We start from the raw sequence: 20102 nt of genomic DNA, 5'->3' as shown, positions 1-20102 counted from the left end.
TGCCGGTCAGCGCGGGAGGAGGGCTCGGACGCGGTCGGCGGGCCAGGCGTCGAGGACCTCGTCCAGGGCGGCCAGCCGCTCGGCCAGGTGCGCGTCCCAGTCCTCCGGCGGCACCCAGCGCTCATGGGGGCGCGGGACCTTCGCCGTGCGGCGGTAGTCGTTGATGCCGCGGACGCCGGCGGTGTAGACCGCGTGCTGCTCGTCCCGGTCGGCCGGTCCTCCCGGCAGCTCGGGCAACTGCAGCAGCAGGGCGGTGAGCAGACCCGTGCGGTCGCGCCCGGCGGAGCAGTGCAGCACCGCTCCCCCGGCCTCCATCGCCGCGAGCGTCCGAGCCAGCGCCGCCCCGATGCGGTCCGGGTAGCGCTCCAGCAGGTCCGGGTAGTGCGCCGGATGGTTCGGATACGGGTCGAAGCGGGCGCGGAACTCGGCGTCATTGGCGTCCTCGATCGGGTGGTTCTCCCAGGTCACGCCCGCCGGGACGCCGGCGTGGGCCGGGTCATGCTCGCGCCGCTCCACTTCCTGCGGCATGCGCAGGTCGATCACCGCGGCCGCCCCTGCCTCGGCCAGCTCTGCCCACCCGCGGCCCGTCAGCCACTCGGCGCGTCCCATGCGGAACAGGCCCGGGCGGATGTGCCAGGCGTTGACGGCGCCGTCCCAGCGGACGGGGATGGGAGAGGTCGGCATGCCCACCACGGTAGCCGGCGGGCCGGGAACCGCGGCCCGGGGAGTGCCGGAGACGAAGGCGAGGGGCGGGCCGGAGGAGCGGGGCGGGCCGTAGTCGAGAGGCCGTCGTCGGAAAGGAGGAGCGCGGCGGGCGAGGAGGCCTCGCCCGCCGACTCGACGTTCTCCCGAACGAAAGCACCCCGGAACTCGACGGTTTCCCGAACGAAAGCGCCGGGGCCTTCCGGCTCAGGCCTGCCGCTCCCGGGACGGCATCCGCCCCGGCACGAGCAGCCAGGCCAGCACGGCGGCCAGCAGCGGGGCGCCGAACAGGAGTACGGCCAGCTGTGGCCACGGCATCCAGGCGAACCCGTCGGTCAGCCAGGTGCCCATCGAGACCGCCGGCAGGACACCCACCACGAGTCCGAGCACCGCACCCAGCGCAGCGGCCACACCGGCCTGCGCGGCCGCCTGCCTCCGCCGGGTGCCCGGCGCGGCGCCCACGGCGTCCATCACCTGGCCGTCGCGGCGGGAGTCGGACAGCGCCAGGCCCGTGGTGATGCCGGAGACGGTCACCAGGACCAGGCCGGCGATCAGGGCGATGGTCCAGAGCACCTGCTCCGCGTCGAGGCCGGGGGCCGGCTGCGAGGTACCGGAGAGGTAGAGTCCCTCGTCGCCGAGGACGGTGTTGAACCGGTCCCACTGTGCCTGGGTAAGGTCCTCGGCAAAACTGACGGACAGGCCCCACTGGCCGACCTGCCGGCCCAGCTGCGGCAGCAGGTGCTGCGGCACCACGGCGCGCCAGCCGGTGGCCGACTCCGCCGGGGCCGCGTAGGCCTTCGGATGGATGCTGTCCTCCGGCTCCCAGAGGGCGGTGCCGGTCGGGGCGTTCTCCACCATGCCGAAGGCGGTGTCGGCGCCGGACTGCGGGTAGTCGCCCTGGTAGGCGCCGGCGGCGGGGTCCCAGGACCACGCCTGATCGGCCGTTTCGTCCACCACGCCGGCGGCCTTCGCCACGTCCTCGGTGTAGACGCCCAGGTCCACGGTGCCGTCCGCGGAGACGTACTCCGGGTCGTAGACCACCACCTTGCCCTCGGTCAGCGCGGCGCGGGCGCCGGCGTCCGGGATCAGTGCGGCCGGCATGGTCTCTGGTCGGTCCGGGTCCACCACCAGCACGGTCTGGTCCGGGTCGGTCGCGGGGCTGTACCCCTGCGCGCCGGCGTCGAACGGGTCGGTCCCCCAGGCGCAGGCGCGGGACTGCTGCAGGTCGGCGGCGGCGGTGCGCCCGTACAGCTCGTCGGTGCGCTCGACCACGTGCTCCTGGGTGGGGATCGGCATGTGGCACTGCGAGGAGGCCGGGTAGGTCAGAGCCAGGGCCCGGCAGTCCTTGGAGCCCGCCACCGCACAGGTCGGGGCGAGGCCGAGCACGTCGTCCACGGCGGTCACCTCCGGCAGCTCGGCCGTGACGGCGGCCCGGCGGACCAGCTCGCGCGCCTTCTCCGGTCCGCCCCGGTAGCCGATCCACTCGTCCTGGAACTCCGGGTTCTCCTCCTTCATCCGGGCGATCTCGGCCTCCTGGGCCTGCGGGTCCGGGACGGGGAGCAGGACCGTGTCCTCCGGCAGGGCGGCCTCGGCCCCGGCGAAGGGCTTCATGGTCACGGCCAGCATGGTCAGCGCCAGGACAGCGATCGCCGCCGCGGCGCCCATCGCCGCGGTGACCGGCACGGTGCGGCCGCGGTTGCGGTCCGCGTCCCGGGCGGCCAGGCGCACGCTCAGCGGCAGGCGTCCGGCGGCCCGGCCGAGCAGGTGCACGGCCATGGGGATGAGCATCAGGACGCCGGCCAGCAGCACCGCCACGGACACCATGAGCACGATCCCGTACACGGGGAAGAACACCTGCACCTCCGGCAGGGTGCGCAGGGACCGCAGCCACACGGTGGCCACCGCGGTCGCCGCCACGGCCACCGCCACGAGCACCAGGGCGTAGACCGCCCGGGCCCTCGACGGGGGCGGCGGGGCGGCGGTCGAGGTCCGCACGGCAGCCCAGGCGTTCTGCCGGGCGATGGCGCGGGCCGGGATCCAGGCGGCCAGCAGCGCGCTGAGCACGCCGATCGCCATGGCGGCCAGCACCAGCGGCCAGGGCACCCCGGCCGGGGGCAGCACCACGCCGCGGGCCGCGGCGGACGCCATCAGCCCCAGCCCGACGCCCACGCCGAGCAGCCCGCCGCCGACCGCGCCGGCCAGCCCGCAAAGCAGGCCCTGCCAGCGCAGGGTGGCGGCCACGGTGTCGGCTTCGGCGCCCACCACGGCCAGCAGGGCGCCCACCCGGCGGCTGCGCCGGGCGCCCACGGCGAACGCCGCACCGGCGAGCAGGCCGGTCTCCAGCAGCGCCAGGGCGCCGACGAACAGCAGCGGCACCATGAGCAGGTCCGCGGCGGCGTCCCAGGTGCCGCGGGGGAACACCTGGTCCACCAACTGCGCGCCGGGATTGTCCGGCTGGTGCAGCAGGGGCAGGAACTGGGCGCGGTCGCCGGCGCGGGCGAAGGCGAGCACGTCCAGGTAGTCGTCCGGGACGGGACCGCGCAGGTAGTCGGTCACCGTCACCTGCCCCGCAAGCTCCTGTCCGAGGGCCGAGTCGGCGGAGACCAGCAGGGCCGCCTGGCCCTGGCCGAACGAGTCCTCCAGCCACGGCAGGGGCAGCACCTCTTCCCAGCGCCAGGTGTCCACGGCGCGGTCCACCACGGTGCCGGCCACGGTGACGTCCAGGTCCCGGCTCTGCCCGCCGAGGGTGCCGGCCTTCACGGTCAGCCGGTCCCCCTCGGCCACGAGGCGTCCGAGCTCGCGGTTGACGAGCACGCCGTCGGCCAGGGAGCCGGAGCGCACGTCGAAGCGCGAGTCCGCGCCGAACAGGGCGGTGTCGGCCGGGTCCACCACGTGGGCCGCCACGGACTCGCGGCGGTCGCCGACGGCGATCTCCACGGTGGCGGTCTCCACCCGGTGGACGCTCACCCCGGCGGGCAGCTGAGCCCTCCGCCCGGCCGACTCCCTCCAGAGCTCCCTGGCCCAGTCCACGGCCTCCGGGGGGACCCCGGGGGTGGCGAAGAGGACCCAGGCGTCCACGTCCGAGTACTGCCCCTGAGGGTCCGGGAAGTACATGGCGGCGTCCTCGGCGCTGACGTTGCCGAAGTCCTCGGGCCGCCCGGCGACGTCCGCCACGATGCCGCGCTCGATCACCCCGTCGAAGCCGGCGTAGCGCCGCTCGACCTCCCAGGAGCTGCCGGCCTGCGTGCTCAGCTGGAGCGTGCCGGCCAGGGCCACGCCGAACACGGGCAGCCCGATCAGCAGCACCACCAGCAGCATCCGCCAGGGCTGCGCCTTCGCGTCCCGCAGCGCGATCCTGCGGGCCACGCGACGGGAGCCGGCGAAGTCTCCGTCCCGCTTCCCGACCACGTCACGCACCTCGAGCGCGCCCGTCGCCGGGTCCTGGGGCCGGGCGCCGCCCGGCCGGGGTGCCGGGGCCGGGCCCCGCTGCGGGCTCACCGGGCACCGCCGGAGGGCGAGGTGCCGTCGTCGTGGATCTGCGCTGTGCCGGCGGAGGCGAGGAGGGAGTCGACCGAGTCCACGGAGGACTCGTCCACGATCCGGCCGTCCCGGAGGAAGACCACGCGGTCGGCCCAGCCTGCGTGGCGGGCCTCGTGGGTGACGAGGACGACGCCAGCGCCGTCGTCGGCGAGGTCGCGCAGCACGCCCATGACCTCCTCGCCGGTGACGGAGTCGAGGGCGCCGGTGGGCTCGTCGGCGAGGACGAGGGAGCGGGAGCCGACGATCGCGCGGGCGATGGCCACCCGCTGCTGCTGGCCGCCGGAGAGCTGGTCCATGAAGCGGCCGGCGAGCTCGCCGATGCCGACCTTCTCCAGCGCCTCGAGGGCCTGGGTGCGGGCCGCGGCGGGGCGGGCACCGTCCAGCTCGAGCGGGAGGGCGACGTTCTCGGCGGCGGTGAGCGTGGGGACGAGGTTGAAGTCCTGGAACACGTAGCCGACCACACGGCGGCGCAGGCGGGCGCGCTGGGCCAGGGACAGGCGGGACATCGGGGTGCCGGAGACGAAGACCTCGCCGGCGGCGGGCTGGTCCAGGCCGCCGGCCACGGCCAGCAGCGAGGACTTGCCGGAGCCGGAGGGGCCCATGACGGCCACGAACTCGCCGGAGTGGACGCCGAGGGTGACCTGGCGGAGGGCGGCCACGGCGGTGGGGCCGGTGCCGTAGACCATGTCCACGCAGTCCAGCTCGAGGACCTGGCGAGGACCGGAGGCGTTCCGCTCGGAGGCGGTGGTGAGGCCGGTGACCAGCGACGCGTCGTCGCGGCGGGCGCTCATCGGAGGTCCCCGTCGGTGCGGGAGGCGGAGATGTCGGCGGAGGAGGTGCCGCGGGCGGAGCCCGGCACGCCGGTCGGGGCGGCGCCGCCGCGGGCTGTGGAGAACGCGTCGGCCACGACGCCCCGGACGGCGTCCGGGCCTGCCGCGCGGCGCTCGGCGCGCTCCCGGGCCCGCCGGGAGCGGTTGCGGGAGGCGCGGACCACGGCGGCCTCGCAGTGGTCCAGCCAGCGGGCCTCGGCCTCGGCGGTGAAGATCAGGGACTCCAGGACGAGCAGCCCGGCGAGGTCGGCGCCGGCGGCGTCCGCGGGGACGGCACGCTTGGCGCGGGTGTACTCCTGCAGGTTGCGCAGGGTGGCGGTGCGCTGGGCCTGGATGACCTCGCGGACGTCCACGCCCTCGGTGGTCACGGCGACGGCGAGCTTGATGGCCAGCTCGTTGCGCGGCGGCGTGGTGGGGGCCAGCGGGGTGCGGAACCAGGTGGTGACTTCGGCGCGGCCGGCGTCGGTGAGGGCGTAGATGCGGTGGCCCTCGCCGTCGTCGCCGCGGTCCTCGACCAGGCCGTCCCGGGTGAGGCGGTCCAAGGTGGTGTAGACCTGCCCGATGTTCAGGAGCCAGGTGCCGCCGGTGGTCTCCTCGAAGTCCGCGCGCAGCTGATAGCCGTACTGCGGCCCGTGGGTGAGCAGGGCGAGAAGGGAGTGCTTGACGGACATGCGGTCCTCCGGATCGAGCGAGGGGATTCCGAGTATGCATACCCGGTATGAGCAAGTGTGCATACCCGGAATCCCAGCGTCAATCCCCCGGCCGGATCCGTTTTCGCTCGCGAAGCGGGAGGCGGGCGTCTCCCGCTTCGCGAACGAAAACGCCGGGGCCTTCGCCAGAGAAATCGCCCGGGGCCGTGGTCAGCGAAGACGCCCGGAGCCCGCCGCTCACTAGACTCGGCACCATGACCGAGCAGAACGCCGCCCGTTACCCCGTCCCCGAGAAGGTCTCCGACATCTTCGACCCGCAGCGCTGGCGCGTGGTCGAGGGCTTCGACTTCCAGGACATGACGTACCACCGCCAGGTGGAACGGGACGCCGAGGGCAACTGGGTCCGGGACCTGCCCACGGTCCGCATCGCGTTCGACCGCCCGGAGGTCCGCAACGCCTTCCGCCCGGGCACCGTGGACGAGCTGTACCGCGCCATTGACCACGCCCGCATGACCCCGGACGTGGGCACCATCCTGCTCACCGGCAACGGCCCCTCCCCCAAGGACGGCGGCCACGCCTTCTGCTCCGGCGGGGACCAGCGTATCCGCGGCCGCGACGGCTACCGCTACGCCGAAGGCGACACCGCCGAGACCATCGACCCGGCCCGCGCCGGCCGCCTGCACATCCTCGAGGTCCAGCGCCTGATGCGCACCGCCCCCAAGGCGATCATCGCCGTCGTGAACGGCTGGGCTGCCGGCGGCGGCCACTCGCTGCACGTGGTCTCGGACCTCACGCTCGCCTCGCGCCAGCACGGCAAGTTCAAGCAGACCGACGCGACGGTCGGCTCCTTCGACGCCGGCTACGGTTCCGCCCTGCTCGCCCGCCAGGTGGGCCAGAAGCGCGCCCGCGAGATCTTCTTCACCGCCCGCGAGTACTCGGCCGAGGACATGGTGGCCATGGGTGCCGTGAACGAGGCCGTGGACCACGAGCACCTCGAGGAGGTCGCCCTGGAGTACGCCGCGGACATCAACCGCCAGTCCCCGCAGGCGCTGCGCATGCTGAAGTTCGCGTTCAACCTCCCGGACGACGGCATGAACGGCCAGCAGGTCTTCGCCGGCGAGGCCACGCGCATGGCCTACATGACGGACGAGGCCGTCGAGGGCCGCGACGCCTTCCTGCAGAAGCGCGACCCGGACTGGTCCCCGTACCCGTACTACTTCTGACCGACCACCACGGCAGGACGGAGACCCGCCCGTGCTCGAACTGCTCAGCGACCAGCCCATTCTCGTCCTCATGGCCACCGTCGCCCTGGGCGCTGCCGTCGGCACCATCCCCCTGGGCAAGATCCGCCTCGGCGCCTCCGGAGCCCTGTTCGTGGGCCTGCTCGTCGGGGCGGTGCTGCCCGACGTCGGCGACCAGCTGGCCCTGTTCCAGAGCTTCGGCCTGGCCCTGTTCGCCTACCTGATCGGTCTCGGCGCCGGCAAGGTGTTCTTCCGGGACCTGCGCCGCAACCTGCCCCTGATGCTGGCCGCCGTCCTCGTGGTGATCGTCACCGCCTTCACGGTGCACCCGCTGGCCGCGCTGGTCGACCTGGACCTGCCGACGGCGATCGGCGTGTGGACGGGGTCGCTCACCGCGACGCCGGCGATGGCCCTGGCGAACCAGCTCACCGGCGAGCAGGCTCCGGCCGTGGGCTACGGGCTGTCCTATCTGGTGGGCGTGGTCGGCACCATCATCGCGATCACCCTGCTCGCCGCCCGCCCGTGGAGCAGCTCCCCGCGAGATCCGGCGCCGGTGACCGACGGCAAGCTGCGCTTCACCGTCGCGACTGCCACCTCCGCCATCGCCCTGCGGGAGATCCCGGGGATCTCCGAGGGGCTGGTGCGCGTGGTGGCGCTGCGCCACGGCGGCGTGGCCCGGATCGCCGGCTCCGCCGCCCGGATCGAGCCCGGGGACCAGGTCGTCCTGGACGGCACGGAGAAGAACATCGAGGAGGCTGTGCAGCCCTTCGGCCGCCTCACCGACGCCGACCCGGCTCAGGTGATGAACCCGCTGCAGACCTCCATGGTCATCGTCACGGCCCGTGCCCTGGCCGATCGCCGCCTGGGCACGCTGTCCCTGCGCGAGCGCTTCGGCACCGACGTCGCCCGGCTGCGGCGCGACGACGTCGAGTCGCTGGCCACCCCTCAGACCGAGCTCAAGGTCGGCGACCGGGTGCTCATCGTGACCACCGCGCCGCGGATGGAGGCGGTGCGCGACTTCTTCGGCAACTCGACGCGGGGGCTCTCGAACCTGGACTGGATCTCCCTGGGCACGGGCATGGCGCTGGGCTACCTGCTGGGCATGGTGACGATCCCGCTTCCGGGCGGGGCCTCCTTCTCCCTCGGCCCGGCGGCCGGGTGCATCCTCGTCGGCCTCGCCCTCGGCGCGATCGGCCGGACGGGACCCACGGTCTGGGAACCGTCCACAGAGATCGCGCTGACGCTGCGGCAGTTCGGCCTCATGCTCTTCCTGGGCGTGGTGGGCCTGGCCGCCGGCCCGGCGTTCATCGAGACGGTGTTCACCCGGGTCGGCGGGCTGGCCATCCTGATGTCCGCCGTGCTCACCGCGCTCACCGCGGCCCTGCTCATCGCCGCGGCGCGGCTGCTGGGGCAGTCCGTGGATCGCACCTATGGGGCGCTGGCGGGCATCACGGGCCAGCCGGCGATCCTGGACTACGCGCTCTCCCGGTCCACCGACGCCCGCGTGACCGAGGGGTACGCCCAGCTGTTCGCCCTGATCATGGTGGTCAAGATCGCCACTGTGCCGTTCATGCTCTGACCGTCCGCCCGGACCGCCGCCGCCCGGACCACCGCCGCCCGACCTCTGTCCGCCGTCCGCCTCTGTCAGGAGTCCCGCCATGGCCGTCACCGCAGACCAGCTCGCCGCCGCCCGCGCGGCCCTCGCCGCCGCCTTGGAGGGCACCGGCGACCCGGTGGAGCTGACCGAGGACGGCCGTGTCCTGCCCCGCCCCGAGGCCAAGGATCCCGCCCGCTGCGGCCATCCGGACGCCGCCGCCGTCGTCCGGACGTCCGGCTCCACGGGCACCCCCAAGCAGATCGTGCTCACCGCCTCCGCCCTGCGAGCCTCGGCCGCCGCCACCGCCTCGCGCCTCGGCGGCAGCGGCCCCGGCTCCCCCGCCGCCATCACCCCCGCCGCCGGCACCGCCCCCGGCTCCCCGGCCGCCGGCACCGGCCACTGGCTCCTCGCGGTCTCGCTGCACTACGTCGCCGGCCTGGCGGTCCTCTCCCGCGCGATCGACGCCGGCACCGACGTCGTGCCCCTGCCCGCCGGCCCCTTCACCGCCGCCGCCTTCGCGCAGGCCTGCGCACAGCTGCCGGACGACGGCCGGCCGCGGCTCGTCTCCCTCGTGCCCACCCAGGTCTCCCGTCTTCTCGCCGAGGACGCGGACCCGGCCGGACGGGAGGCGTTGGGCGGCTTCGACCACGTGCTCGTCGGCGGGGCCCGCCTGGCCGCTCCCCTGCGCGCCGCCGCCGAGGCCGCCGGGATCCGGCTCACCGCCACCTACGGCATGGCCGAGACCTGCGGCGGCTGCGTCTACGACGGTCTGCCCTTGCCCGGCGTCGCCCCTGAGATCCTCGACCCGGACGAGAAGGGCGTCGGCCGCGTCCGCCTCGCCGGCCCCATGGTCGCCGCCGGCTACCTGGACGACCCCGCCCGCACCGCCGCCTGCTTCGACCACCCGGACGATTCCTTCCCCGCCCGGTTCCTCACCGAAGACCTCGGCCGCCTGATCCACGACGACGGCCCCCGCCTGGCCGTGACCGGCCGCGCAGACGACGTGGTCATCACCGGCGGCGTGAAGGTCTCCGCCGCCGCGGTGCAGGCCGTGCTCGAGGCGGCCCCGGACGTCGCGGACGTCTTCGTCGGCGCCGTGGAGGACCCGGAGTGGGGCCAGCGGCTCTGCGCGGCGGTCGTCCCCGTACAGGGGGCCCAGGCCTGGCGCGAGGACACGCAGAGGCGACTGGCCGTCGTCGTGAAGGATGCACTCGGCGGGCCTGCGACGCCCAAGACCTGGCTGGCCCTGGACGCCCTGCCGCTGCTGTCCACGGGGAAGCCGGACCGGCGCGCCCTCACGGCGCTGTTCGCCGCCGCATAGGCTCAGCGGCCGTACCTGCTGCCCCGCCCCGCGACCTGACCCGCCCCGACCTCCTCACCGCCGCGGCCCTGCTCGCCAGCGCCTTTGACCAGGCGGCGTCTCGCAGGCGACGATGCAGCGGCCGGTGCACGCAGTCCGCTGAGCGCAACTCCTCCGTAGGCTGGTCCCATGAGCTCCCCCCACCTGCGCGACGCGACCGCCGCCGACCTCGACGCCCTCGCGGCCGTCGCCGCCGAGGCCCTGTCCACGCTGCCGCTGTGGACCGAGCTGATCCCGGACCGGGGCGAACGCCGGGCCGTCATGGCCGCCCTGTACCGCGGCATGTTCGCCGACGCCCTGGCCCGCGGTGGCCGTGTCCGGCTCGCTGAGGACGAGCACGGCGTGACCGCCGCCGCCCTCTGGTCCTCCCCCGGCAACTGGCGGCCCTCCACCCTCCGCGGTCTCCAGGCGCTGCCCGGCATGGTCCGCGCCCTGGGCCTGCGCGGCACCGTGCGCCTGATGACGGTCAGCGGGCGCGGCTCTGCCGTCGCCGTGAAGTCCCACCCGTCCGAGCCGCACTGGTACCTCGCCGTGGTCGCCACAGCCGACCGGTCCCGCGGCCGGGGCCTCGGCACCCTGCTCCTGGAGGACGGCCTGGCCCACGTGGACGCGCGGGGCATGCCTGCCTACCTGGAGTGCGAGCCGCACCTGGAGGGCTGGTACCGCCGCTTCGGGTTCGGGGTCCGACAGGTCCTCGAGATCCCGGAGGGCATCGTGGACGGGGCCGTGCTCGATCACCAGCTGGGCATGTGGAGGATCCCCTCCCACGCCTGACGCCGCCGGGCCCGCCCGCCGTCGACTCGCGTGGGACAATGACCGGTGGCCGACTCGCACCGCGGCCGCCCTGCACGGAACCAGGAGGTCCACCGCACCCATGGCCACGATGTCCCAGTGGGTCGCCGCCGCTCGCCTGCGCACGCTGCCGATGGCAGTGGTGCCCGTGGTGACCGGCTCGGCCGCCGCACACACCCTGGACGGCTTCCACCTCGGCCGCGGGCTGCTGGCGATGGTCGTCGCCCTGGCCCTGCAGGTGGGTGTGAACTACGCCAACGACTACTCGGACGGCATCCGCGGCACCGACGACGACCGCGTCGGCCCCTTCCGCCTCACCGCCTCCCAGCAGACCGCGGCGAAGAACGTGAAGAACGCGGCGTTCGCCTGCTTCGGCGTGGCCATGCTCGCCGGATTCTTCCTGGTGGCCCTGTCCGGCACCTGGTGGTTCCTGCTGGTCGGTGCCGCCGCCGTGGCCGCCGCCTGGTTCTACACCGGCGGCTCCAAGCCCTACGGCTACCTGGGCCTGGGCGAGGTGTTCGTGTTCGTGTTCTTCGGCCTCGTGGCCGGCCTCGGCACCACCTACACGCAGGCCCTCGAGCTGAACGCGGCCGCCTGGGTCGCCGCCGTCTCCTCCGGCCTGTTCTCCACGGCCCTGCTGATGGCCAACAACATCCGGGACATCCCCACGGACCGCGAGGTCGGCAAGATGACCCTCGCCGCCCGCGTGGGCGACCGACCGGCCCGCTACGGCTACATCGGCATGATGGCCGTGGCCACCCTGCTTCCCCTGGTCCTGCTCGGCGCCTCCGGCTGGTTCGCGCTGACCGTGCTCTCCGCGGCCCTGGCGTGGATCCCGTCCCGCACCGTCCTGAAGGCGGACCACCCGCGCAGGCTCATCCCCGTCCTGAAGGCCACCTCCACGGTCGGGATCTTCTGGGCGATCCTGTTCGTCATCGCCTGCCTCACCGTCTGAGCCGCTCCCCCGGCCAGACGGCCGCAGACAACGACGACGGCCGCCCACCGGCGCAGGTGGGCGGCCGTTCTCGTGGGGTCGGGTCGTCCCGGCCGAGCCGGGCGGAGGCCACGGCGAACGTGCGGATGGAAGGCGCGTGCCGTCGTCGGGAAACAGGAGGTGCCCCTCGACAACTGGTGAGGACTCACCGTCATCAGGGCCCGGCGTCCCGGCTCAGAGGGCGTGTCCTCCCCAGTTGACGGCAGGGATCCGGGTGGCTCAGCTGCGGAAACGGCCCTCGGTGTAGGCGTCCTCGGCGTCGGCATCGGCCTGCTCGGTCCTGCCGCGGCGGTTCCGGGTCACGCCCCGACGCCAGGCCGCCATGTCCTCGGTGGCGCCGTCGCGCAGCCGGCGCAGACCCAGGTAGCCGACCGCGAAGGACAGGATCAACGCCACCAGCACGGACAGCACCATGCCGAGGTCCATCGCCATGCAGAGGTACCAGACGCCGACGAACACGACGATGCGGATGAGGCCGTAGAGGAGGAAACGCACCCGGCCATTCTAGGCCCGGCCGGTGAGGCCCGCCTGGGCGGACGACGCCCGGCCCGATTCCTAGAATGGTCCCCATGCCCCGTTTCCTCATCCCCGCGATCATCGTCATCGTGGCCCTGACGCTCTACTGCCTCTTCGAGCTGCTGCTGACGCCGAAGCACCAGGTCCGCTCGATGCCGAAGGCGGTGTGGTTCCTGGTGGTCCTGCTGCTGCCGCTGGTCGGCCCCCTGCTCTGGCTGATCCTGGGCCGGGCCCGCACGGCCTCCGCCGCGCACGCCGAGCCGCGCATGTCCGCCCCGGACGACGACGAGGAGTTCCTGCGCAACCTCCGCGTCCAGCGCCGCCAGGACCAGCGCGAGGCGGACCTGGAACGCCGTGCGAAGCAGCTCGACGAGCGGGAGCGCCGCCTGCGCGAGCGGTCCGGCTCCGAGGACCGCTCGGGCGACGGCGGGGCGGACGACCACCCCGGCAGCGGCCGCACGGACGGCGAGGACGGTGCGGGCCGCACAGACGGCGAGGACGGTGCGGGCCGCCCGGACGACGAGGACGGCCCGGAGGAGACCGGCACGGACTCCCCGACCGCCCGTTGAGGGCAGGCGCGCCGCCGCCCGTTGAGGGCAGGCGCGCCGCCGCCCGTTGAGGGCAGGCGCGCCGCCGCCCGTTGAGGGCAGGCGCGCCGCCGGCCGATCGCAGACACACGTGGGGCCCCGGACCGATGCGGTCCGGGGCCCCACGTCCGTGTTCAGGGCGTCTCAGCGGTCGTCCCGGCTCACTCCGGGACGCCGGCGTAGGAGTGCAGGCCCGGGAAGTACATGTTCACGATCGTGTAGTTGAACACGATGCAGGCGAAGCCGATGATCGACAGCCAGGCCGAGCGGTTGCCGGTCCAGCCGCGGGTGGCGCGGGCGTGCAGGTAGGCGGCGTAGACCACCCAGATCACGAAGGTCCACACCTCCTTGGTGTCCCAGTTCCAGTAGCGGCCCCAGGCGGCCTCGGCCCAGATGGCGCCGGCGATCAGGGTGAAGGACCACATCACGAAGCCCACGGCGTTGATGCGGTAGGACCAGTTCTCCAGGGCACCGGCGGTCGGCACGAGGCGCAGGAAGGACCAGGTGCCCTTGCCCTGCATCATGCGGCTCTGGGCGTTGGACTGGACCAGCTGGAGGATGGACATCGCGGCGGTCAGGGTGAACAGCGCGGTGGCCAGCACGGCGATGGACACGTGGATCACGAGCCACGGGGACTGCAGCGGCGGCTGCAGGTGGCCGACCGGGGTCGGGAAGCCCATGGTGGCGGCGCACATCATGGCCACCACGAGTCCGGTGACGAAGGTGCCCACGAAGCGCAGGTCCTTGCGGAACAGGAAGATCAGGTAGACGGTCGTGACCAGCAGGGCGCCCGTGGTCATGAACTCGTAGAGGTTGCCCCACGGCACACGGTGGGAGGCCAGGCCGCGGGCCACCACGGCGAAGGCGTGCAGGGCCCAGCCGATGCCGAGCACGGCCACCGCCACGTTGGCGATCGGACGCCGGCCCCGGCCGGTGTAGTCCATGTCCTCGTCCACCAGGTCGGACTCGGCACCGTCCCCGGTGCGGTCCAGCGCAGCGGAGTCGGCCGGATCACGGTCCAGCAGGGCGGTGGAGCCGCCGCCGCGGCCGCCTACGGAGACGGCGGAGCGCTGTGCGTGGCGGGCCAGGTCGCGCTCGGTTGCCAGCTCCTCTTCGAGGCGCTTGATGGTGGTCGAGGCCACCGCCATGTCGACGGCGAACACGATGAACGAGGCCGCGTAGACGAGGGCGGCGATGAGCATGAACAGATCGCTGTACAGGGCGAGCTGCTCGTTGACGGGGGCCGTCGGGTTGAACACGGTCAGACTCCTGATCCAGGGGTGTGGCGAGGCGCAGGGTCACCCTCGCCTTCAGGTCCATTGTCGCTCTCCGGAGCGGTCACCGGCCACATCTTCTCCATGGCCGAGCGCAGCGCGACGTTCTCCGCGCGCAGGCCGGTGGCCTCGCCACGGGCGAGCAGGGCGTACTCCACCCTGGTGCGGCCTGCCTCGTCCGTGTCCGCCCGCACCCAGACGCGGCGGCGACGGACGAACAGGCTCACGGCCAGGCCGATCAGGGCGGTGGCGGCGAAGACGCCCACGCCCCACTTGCCCGGATCGTAGTGCAGGTCCAGGCCGACGTAGCGGCGGACGCCGTCGAAGCTGATGGAGCCCTTGCCGTCCGGCAGCTCGTAGGTCTGTCCCTCGTCCAGGGTGATGCCGCCGTTCGAGTTCGTGCGGCTGTTGAGCTCGGTGAGGTTCTCCGTGTCCAGGACGTACACGTTCTGCGGGACGCCGGCGTCCAGGCCGAGGTCGCCGTAGTAGGAGTTCAGGATCAGCTGCGGCTTGAGCAGCTCCGGGTCCACCGAGACCGCGACGCCGTCCTCGCCCTCCACGGCGGCAGGGAGGAACAGGCCGACGAAACCGAGCTGGTCCGGCGTGGCGTCGGGGGCCTTGATGACCGCCAGGGACGTGTACATCTGGTCCTGGACCCGGGTCACCACCGGGCCCTGGAAGGCGATGTCCCCCTCACCGTCGCGGATGGTCACCACGGGGGCATAGCCGTTGCCGACGAGGTACACGCGGACACCGTGCACGTCCAGGGGGCTGTTGACCTTGAGGATCTCCTCCGCGGGTTCTGCGCCGGGGCCCTCGCGGACCTCCATGCGCGCGGTGTAGTCGATCGGCTGGCCGTAGTGGGTCTCGGACTGGCGCTCGAACACGGCGTCGAAGGACTCGAGCTTGAGGGAGAAGGGCTTCAGCTGGTCTGCGTTGAAGTACGTGCCCGGAGTGAAGGAGTCGTAGGCCACCAGGTTGTTGGCGAAGCCCTCCCCCTCCACGAGGATCTTCTGGCCGGTGTACTTCGTCATGCCGCCGTAGGCCATGAACACGAGCACGCCGATCAGCGAGAAGTGGAAGACGATGTTGCCGATCTCGCGGAGGTAGCCGCGCTCGGCGGAGACGGACGGCCTGCGCTCGTCGGAGTGGTCCGCCACGCGGTACCCGCGCTTCTTCAGCCAGGCCTTGGCCTGCGCCACCGCCTGCTCCGGTGCCGGGCCCTCCTCCTCCAGCACCACGGTGCCGGACTCCGGGAGGCGGGACAGCCGGCGAGGCGTGCGCGGCGGCGGGGACTTCATGACCTTCACGTGCTTGATCGCACGCGGCACCACGCAGCCCACCAGAGACACGAAGAGCAGCAGGTAGATCGCGGAGAACCACACGGACGTGTACACGTCGAAGAACTGCAGGAAGTCCAGGATCGGGCCCCAGAACGGGTTGTCCTCGATCCACTGGTCCACGATCTCCGGGCCGGCCCGGCGCTGCGGCACCAGGGAGCCGGGCACGGCGGCCACGGCGAGCAGGAGCAGCAGCATCAGCGCGGTGCGCATGCTGGTGAGCTGGGTCCAGGCCCAGCGCGCCATCTCCTTCGCGCCGAGCGTCGGCAGCGCCGCCTCGGCCTTCTTCGCTCGGGTGCTCACAGGGGAAGACTCACCTCGTTCTGGAACCAGGTCTGCAGCTGGAGGGTCCACGTGCTCCACAGGCCGGTCACCATGACCAGGCCGAGGACGATCAGCAGGACGCCGCCGAACACCTGCACGGCGCGGCGGTGGCGGCGGAAGAACGCGAGGGCGCTCATGCCGCGCTCCACGCCGAGGGCGATGAGGATGAACGGCAGGCCCAGGCCCAGGCAGTAGACGAAGGCCAGCAGGGCCCCGCGGCCGGCCGCCCCGTCCGCCCCGGCGGCGGCCATGGCCAGGACCGCGGCGAGGGTCGGGCCGATGCAGGGGGCCCAGCCCAGGCCGAAGGTCATGCCGAGCAGCGGCGCGCCCACGAGTCCGGCCGCGGGCTTCAGGTGCAGGCGGCGCTCGGTCTGGAGCCGGTCGAACCGGCCGAGGAAGACGATGCCGAGCAGGATCACCGCCACGCCCAGCAGGCGGGTCACCCACTCGCCGTCCCGCTGCAGCCAGAACGCGATCTGCCCGAACATCACGCCGGCCAGCACGAACACCGCGGAGAAGCCCAGCACGAACAGCACGGCGCCGAGCACCAGGCGGCTGCGCCGGCGGTCCTCGAGACGCTCTCCCCCGAGGCCGGTCACATAGCCGAGGTAGCCGGGCACGAGCGGCAGCACGCACGGGGACAGGAAGGACACGACGCCGGCCAGCAGCGCGATGGGCGCGGCGACCAGCAGCGATCCGTCCAGGACCGCCTCGGCGAAGGGGTTGTTCTGCATCGGCGCTGAGGTCACTGCCCCTGCTCGTCCACCACGGTCTTGAGCAGGGCGCGCAGGGTGCCCTCCTCGACGGCGCCGAGCACACGGGCCGAGACCCGGCCCTCGGCGTCCAGCACGAGGGTGGAGGGCACGGCCTGCGGAGGCACGAAGTCGGAGAGGGCGAGCAGCACGTCCCCGGAGAGGTCCTCCATGGAGGGGTACGGGATCTCGAAGGTGCGCTCGAAGGCCTGGGCCGTGGTGGCGGTGTCCCGGACGTTCACGCCGAGGAACCTCACACCCTCAGGCTCGAACTGCCCGTGGAGGGAGACCAGGTGCGGGGCCTCGATGCGGCACGGCGCGCAGGCGGCGTACCAGAAGTTCAGCACAGCGGGGGCGCCGCGCAGGGACTCGGCGGACACCTCGGTGCCGTCGAACAGGGCGCCGGAGAACTCGACCGGCTCCGAGCGCTCCCCCTTCGCGTACTCGGCCACGGAGCCGTCTCCGGCGATGTAGTTCTTGCCGTCCGCGTTGCCGGCCTGGCCGGCCAGGACGTCGTCTCCTCCCCCGCACGCCACGAGCAGCGGGGCGGCCGCGCCGAAGCCCAGTCCCGCCAGCAGACGTCGACGGGTCAGACGGGACGCGGGCATGGAGGAACCTCCTCGTCACAGGCGCGGAAAACAGCATCAGGGATTCAGACCAGTCTAGTCTGCCCGCCCATCCTGACCGGAACCTTGAAGACGGGCTTCACGACGACGGCCCCGCACCTGGGTCCGTCCGCTCGCCCCGGGCGGGGCGAGGCAGGCGTGAAGGCGAGGGGCCGTCGTCGGGGAGGGGGCGCGGAGCGTCTCAGGCGCCGGGCAGGTTGGCGGCCTGGGCGAGCAGGTGCGCATTGGGTTCGTGGTACTCCACGCGCGGCCGCTCGCGGCCGTCTTCGAAGACCAGGGAGGTCACGGAGGTGAGGGTGCACTCGCGCCGGCGCGGGTCGTGCATGAGCGGACGCCCCTCGGTGGCCAGGCGGGTCACCCAGATCGGCAGCTGATGCGAGACCAGGATGGCCTCGGCGCCCGGACCCAGGGTGTCCACCGCGACGTCGCGGGAGCGCTGGACGACCTCCACCATGCGCTGCACCTGCTGGATGTACGGCTCGCCCCAGGACGGGCGTGCGGGGTTGCGCAGCTTCGGCCACAGGCTCGGGGTGGACTTCAAGGTGGCGGCCACGTTCGACATGCCCTCGAAGGCGTTCACGGCCTCGATCAGGTTCGGCTCGGTCTCCAGCTTCTTGCCGAACGCCGCGGCGATGGGGGCCGCGGTCTGCTTCGCGCGCTGCAGCGGGGAGGCCGCCACGATGGCCGGCTGCCGCTGAATGCGGTTCGCCCGCTCCACGAACCACTCGGCCACACCGTCGGCCATCTGCAGGCCGAGGTCGGACAGGCCGAACCCCGGCAGGCGCCCGTAGAGGACGCGGTCCGGGTTGAAGACTTCACCGTGACGGACGAGATGCACCGTGGCCAGAACGCTCATGTCCCCAGTCTGTCAGAGACGCGGAGAGCCGACAGGCACTAGCGTGGGAGGCCACAGGCCGCGCGACCGCGCAGACCGACCGACGCCGACGGAAGGACACCGCCGTGAGCGAGAACCAGGACCGCCCCACCTACGGACAGGAGTACGGCGGCGCGAACGCAGGCTCCTACGGCTCGGGCGGGGGCGGGCAGGAGTACCGCGCCGGCTCCGAGTACGGGCAGAACCCCTACGGCCAGGACCCGTACGGCGGACCGCAGGGGCAGCCCGGCGCTCCCGGACAGCAGCCGCAGCAGTGGCAGCAGCCGCAGCAGGGCGCCTTTCCCCCGCCGCCGGGCGGGCCGGGCTGGAACGGCTCGGGAGGGCAGCAGTGGGGCCCTCAGCAGCAGTGGGGGCAGCCCGGACAGCAGTGGGGGCAGCCCGGCCAGCAGTGGGGCGGCCCGGTGCAGGAGCCGGTGCGGCCCACGTCCATCACCGTGGCGTTCTGGCTGATCATCGCGGCCGCGGTCGTCATGGTCGGCTCCACGCTCGCCGGTGCCTTCGCGCTCACGACCCCGGAGGGCAAGGCCATCGTCGAGGACGTCACCCGCCAGCAGGTGGAGGCCTCCGGCCTCACCGGCACCGAGGCCGAGCAGATGATGCAGACGACCGTGGACATGATGCCCGGGTTCATGACCGCCTTCGCCCTGGTGGCGTTGGTGCTGTACCTGCTGGTCGCCTTCAAGATCCGCTCCGGCTCCCGCCCCGCACGCATCGTCGGCACCGTGCTGGCAGCGCTCTCGCTGCTGATGATGCTCACCAGCCTGCTCGGCGGCATGCCGGGCCTGGAGATCGTGTGGGTCCTGCTGGGCGTGGGCGGCATCGTGATGGCCTACCGCCCAGACTCCACCGAGTACATGCGTCAGCGGGCCTGGGCGAAGTCGATGCGCGTGAAGTGATCAGGCGGCGGTGAGCATCCGCTCCAGCCGCGCCGGGTCCACGCGCCAGAAGTCGCGCTGGACGCCGTCCACGAACAGCACCGGGACCTCCTCCGCATGCCGCTCGGCCAGCTCCGGGTGCTCGGCGCCGTCGAGGAGCTCGTAGGCCTCCCCCAGCCGGCCACAGACCTCCGCGACCGTCTCCACGGCGGCCGCACACAGGTGGCACCCCTCCTTGACCAGCAGCTGGACGCGAGGGCGAATGGCGGAGGCGGCGGCCGCCGTCGTGGTGTCAGAGTCCATGCACACCACCCTACGGGCACCGCGGGCAACGACCGCCGGGCGCAGCGTCACGAGGCCCGGCAGGACCCCGCGCAGGCTCAGCGCACACCGCACGGCCCCCGGAACAGAGCGAGGCCGCCGTCCCGAACGGGACGGCGGCCTCGCATCTGCTCTCCGGAGCAGGCGTCACTTCTTGTTGCGACGCTGGTGCCGGGTCTTGCGAAGCAGCTTGCGGTGCTTCTTCTTCGACATGCGCTTGCGGCGCTTCTTGATCACAGAACCCATGGGGTCTCCTCATGTCGGGGGCGACGGTCGGCGGGGTCACTCGGACCGCACCGAGCTGACTGGACAGCCGGGCCGACCCGCATTCCACCGGATGTGGAACGCTTGTAAAACGTTCCCCGCCACAATACCGGGCGCGCCTGCAGCGCGCGAATCCACGCGGATCCGCGGACGCCGGCGCGGCAGGCCTCAGTCGAACCAGGGGTCCAGGCCGTGGTACGGGAAGAGCTCCTTGCGGGTGGCCATGATGGCCTGGTCCACCGGGTCGGACGGGTCGTAGCCGACCTCCCACGAGCGCCACCACACGTCCGCCCCCTCTCCCATGGTGGTGGGGATGCGGCCCTCCTCGTCCTCCGGCGCCGAGGACATGTCTCCGGTGAGCTCGTCCGCGGTGAGGGACGTCACGTGGTCCACCCACGCCTGCGGGATCTCGGCCCTGATCGGGATCGGGGCGTCCAGCACGATCGCCGTGAGATGGGCCCAGGCGCGCGGCACCACCTTCAGCGGGTTGTAGCCGCCGCCGCCCGTGGCGATCCACCGGCCCTGGCAGAACTGGTCCGCCCAGTCCGCCAGGTCGAAGGCGAGCTGACGCTGACCGTCCACGGACAGGCGCAGGTCCGCCAGCGGGTCGGCGTGATGGGAG

The 20102-nt window shown here is 73.1% G+C and carries 19 protein-coding genes and 1 pseudogene; 7 read left to right on the top strand and 13 right to left on the bottom strand.

Translation table 11 applies throughout. The features are described from left to right. Positions 1-6 precede the first annotated feature (6 nt). From MLY01S_RS09460 to MLY01S_RS09445, 4 genes are all read right to left on the bottom strand, one after another. Entirely contained in the window at positions 7-684 is a 678-nt protein-coding gene (locus MLY01S_RS09460; protein ID WP_067191500.1) for a tyrosine-protein phosphatase, read from the bottom strand. Between the two features lie 225 nt (positions 685-909). Next, on the bottom strand, positions 910-4110 hold the full coding sequence (locus MLY01S_RS09455; RefSeq protein ID WP_135103312.1) for an FtsX-like permease family protein: 3201 nt from the start codon (positions 4108-4110) through the stop codon (positions 910-912). A gap of 86 nt (positions 4111-4196) precedes the next feature. Further along, a complete protein-coding gene (locus MLY01S_RS09450; RefSeq protein ID WP_067191501.1) occupies positions 4197-4928 on the bottom strand; it encodes an ABC transporter ATP-binding protein in 732 nt (243 codons plus the stop codon). A gap of 101 nt (positions 4929-5029) precedes the next feature. Then, positions 5030-5743 carry a PadR family transcriptional regulator gene (locus MLY01S_RS09445; RefSeq protein ID WP_070638943.1) on the bottom strand — a complete coding sequence of 238 codons (714 nt, stop codon included), beginning with the start codon at positions 5741-5743 and terminating at the stop codon, positions 5030-5032. A gap of 233 nt (positions 5744-5976) precedes the next feature. Here MLY01S_RS09445 and MLY01S_RS09440 point away from each other — a divergent pair, with 233 nt between their 5' ends. From MLY01S_RS09440 to MLY01S_RS09420, 5 genes are all read left to right on the top strand, one after another. After that, positions 5977-6945 carry a 1,4-dihydroxy-2-naphthoyl-CoA synthase gene (locus tag MLY01S_RS09440; protein WP_067191495.1) on the top strand — a complete coding sequence of 323 codons (969 nt, stop codon included), beginning with the start codon at positions 5977-5979 and terminating at the stop codon, positions 6943-6945. A 31-nt stretch (positions 6946-6976) separates the two neighbouring features. After that, positions 6977-8542, top strand: coding sequence for an aspartate:alanine exchanger family transporter (locus MLY01S_RS09435; RefSeq protein ID WP_067191493.1), 1566 nt, complete (start codon positions 6977-6979; stop codon positions 8540-8542). Between the two features lie 79 nt (positions 8543-8621). Then, a complete protein-coding gene (locus MLY01S_RS09430; protein WP_067191490.1) occupies positions 8622-9881 on the top strand; it encodes an AMP-binding protein in 1260 nt (419 codons plus the stop codon). A gap of 168 nt (positions 9882-10049) precedes the next feature. Further along, complete coding sequence (locus tag MLY01S_RS09425) at positions 10050-10694, top strand: GNAT family N-acetyltransferase (RefSeq protein ID WP_067191487.1); 645 nt, start codon at positions 10050-10052, stop codon at positions 10692-10694. A gap of 100 nt (positions 10695-10794) precedes the next feature. Then, the gene (locus MLY01S_RS09420; RefSeq protein WP_067191485.1) at positions 10795-11667 is read left to right on the top strand and encodes a 1,4-dihydroxy-2-naphthoate polyprenyltransferase; all 873 of its coding nucleotides are present in this window, start codon (positions 10795-10797) and stop codon (positions 11665-11667) included. A gap of 258 nt (positions 11668-11925) precedes the next feature. Here the strand turns inward: MLY01S_RS09420 and MLY01S_RS09415 are convergent, their stop codons facing one another. Continuing rightward, entirely contained in the window at positions 11926-12201 is a 276-nt protein-coding gene (locus tag MLY01S_RS09415) for a DUF4229 domain-containing protein (RefSeq protein ID WP_067191483.1), read from the bottom strand. Positions 12202-12275: 74 nt separating this feature from the next. Here MLY01S_RS09415 and MLY01S_RS09410 point away from each other — a divergent pair, with 74 nt between their 5' ends. Next, positions 12276-12791, top strand: a complete 516-nt coding sequence (locus MLY01S_RS09410; protein ID WP_082740051.1) for a PLDc N-terminal domain-containing protein — start codon at positions 12276-12278, stop codon at positions 12789-12791. Between the two features lie 179 nt (positions 12792-12970). Here the strand turns inward: MLY01S_RS09410 and ccsB are convergent, their stop codons facing one another. The 5 genes from ccsB to MLY01S_RS09385 all read right to left on the bottom strand — a co-directional run bounded on the left by ccsB (position 12971) and on the right by MLY01S_RS09385 (position 17981). Further along, on the bottom strand, positions 12971-14068 hold the full coding sequence (ccsB, locus tag MLY01S_RS09405) for a c-type cytochrome biogenesis protein CcsB (RefSeq protein ID WP_067191481.1): 1098 nt from the start codon (positions 14066-14068) through the stop codon (positions 12971-12973). Positions 14069-14070: 2 nt separating this feature from the next. Then, positions 14071-15726 (bottom strand): cytochrome c biogenesis protein ResB, encoded by a 1656-nt coding sequence (gene resB, locus MLY01S_RS09400; RefSeq protein ID WP_067191479.1) that lies wholly within the window; start codon positions 15724-15726, stop codon positions 14071-14073. After that, on the bottom strand, positions 15723-16481 hold the full coding sequence (locus MLY01S_RS09395) for a cytochrome c biogenesis CcdA family protein (protein ID WP_067191477.1): 759 nt from the start codon (positions 16479-16481) through the stop codon (positions 15723-15725). The genes resB and MLY01S_RS09395 overlap by 4 nt, the downstream gene beginning before the upstream one ends. A gap of 11 nt (positions 16482-16492) precedes the next feature. Then, the gene (locus MLY01S_RS09390; protein ID WP_067191475.1) at positions 16493-17107 is read right to left on the bottom strand and encodes a TlpA family protein disulfide reductase; all 615 of its coding nucleotides are present in this window, start codon (positions 17105-17107) and stop codon (positions 16493-16495) included. Positions 17108-17306: 199 nt separating this feature from the next. Beyond that, positions 17307-17981, bottom strand: coding sequence for a histidine phosphatase family protein (locus MLY01S_RS09385; protein ID WP_067191473.1), 675 nt, complete (start codon positions 17979-17981; stop codon positions 17307-17309). Between the two features lie 104 nt (positions 17982-18085). Here MLY01S_RS09385 and MLY01S_RS09380 point away from each other — a divergent pair, with 104 nt between their 5' ends. Next, the gene (locus tag MLY01S_RS09380; protein WP_067191471.1) at positions 18086-18916 is read left to right on the top strand and encodes a hypothetical protein; all 831 of its coding nucleotides are present in this window, start codon (positions 18086-18088) and stop codon (positions 18914-18916) included. Here the strand turns inward: MLY01S_RS09380 and MLY01S_RS09375 are convergent, their stop codons facing one another. The 3 genes and pseudogenes from MLY01S_RS09375 to MLY01S_RS09370 form a co-directional block, all read right to left on the bottom strand. Then, positions 18917-19198 (bottom strand): glutaredoxin family protein, encoded by a 282-nt coding sequence (locus MLY01S_RS09375; protein WP_067191469.1) that lies wholly within the window; start codon positions 19196-19198, stop codon positions 18917-18919. 165 nt (positions 19199-19363) lie between these two features. Continuing rightward, on the bottom strand, positions 19364-19462 hold the full coding sequence (locus tag MLY01S_RS12190) for a 30S ribosomal protein bS22 (protein WP_005504750.1): 99 nt from the start codon (positions 19460-19462) through the stop codon (positions 19364-19366). Positions 19463-19648: 186 nt separating this feature from the next. Beyond that, a pseudogene (locus tag MLY01S_RS09370) lies at positions 19649-20102 on the bottom strand (acetoin utilization protein AcuC); the annotation flags it as partial.

This window comes from Micrococcus lylae NBRC 15355, from assembly GCF_001570885.1.
Taxonomy (GTDB): domain Bacteria; phylum Actinomycetota; class Actinomycetes; order Actinomycetales; family Micrococcaceae; genus Micrococcus; species Micrococcus lylae.
This window is presented reverse-complemented; position numbering and strand designations above follow the sequence as displayed.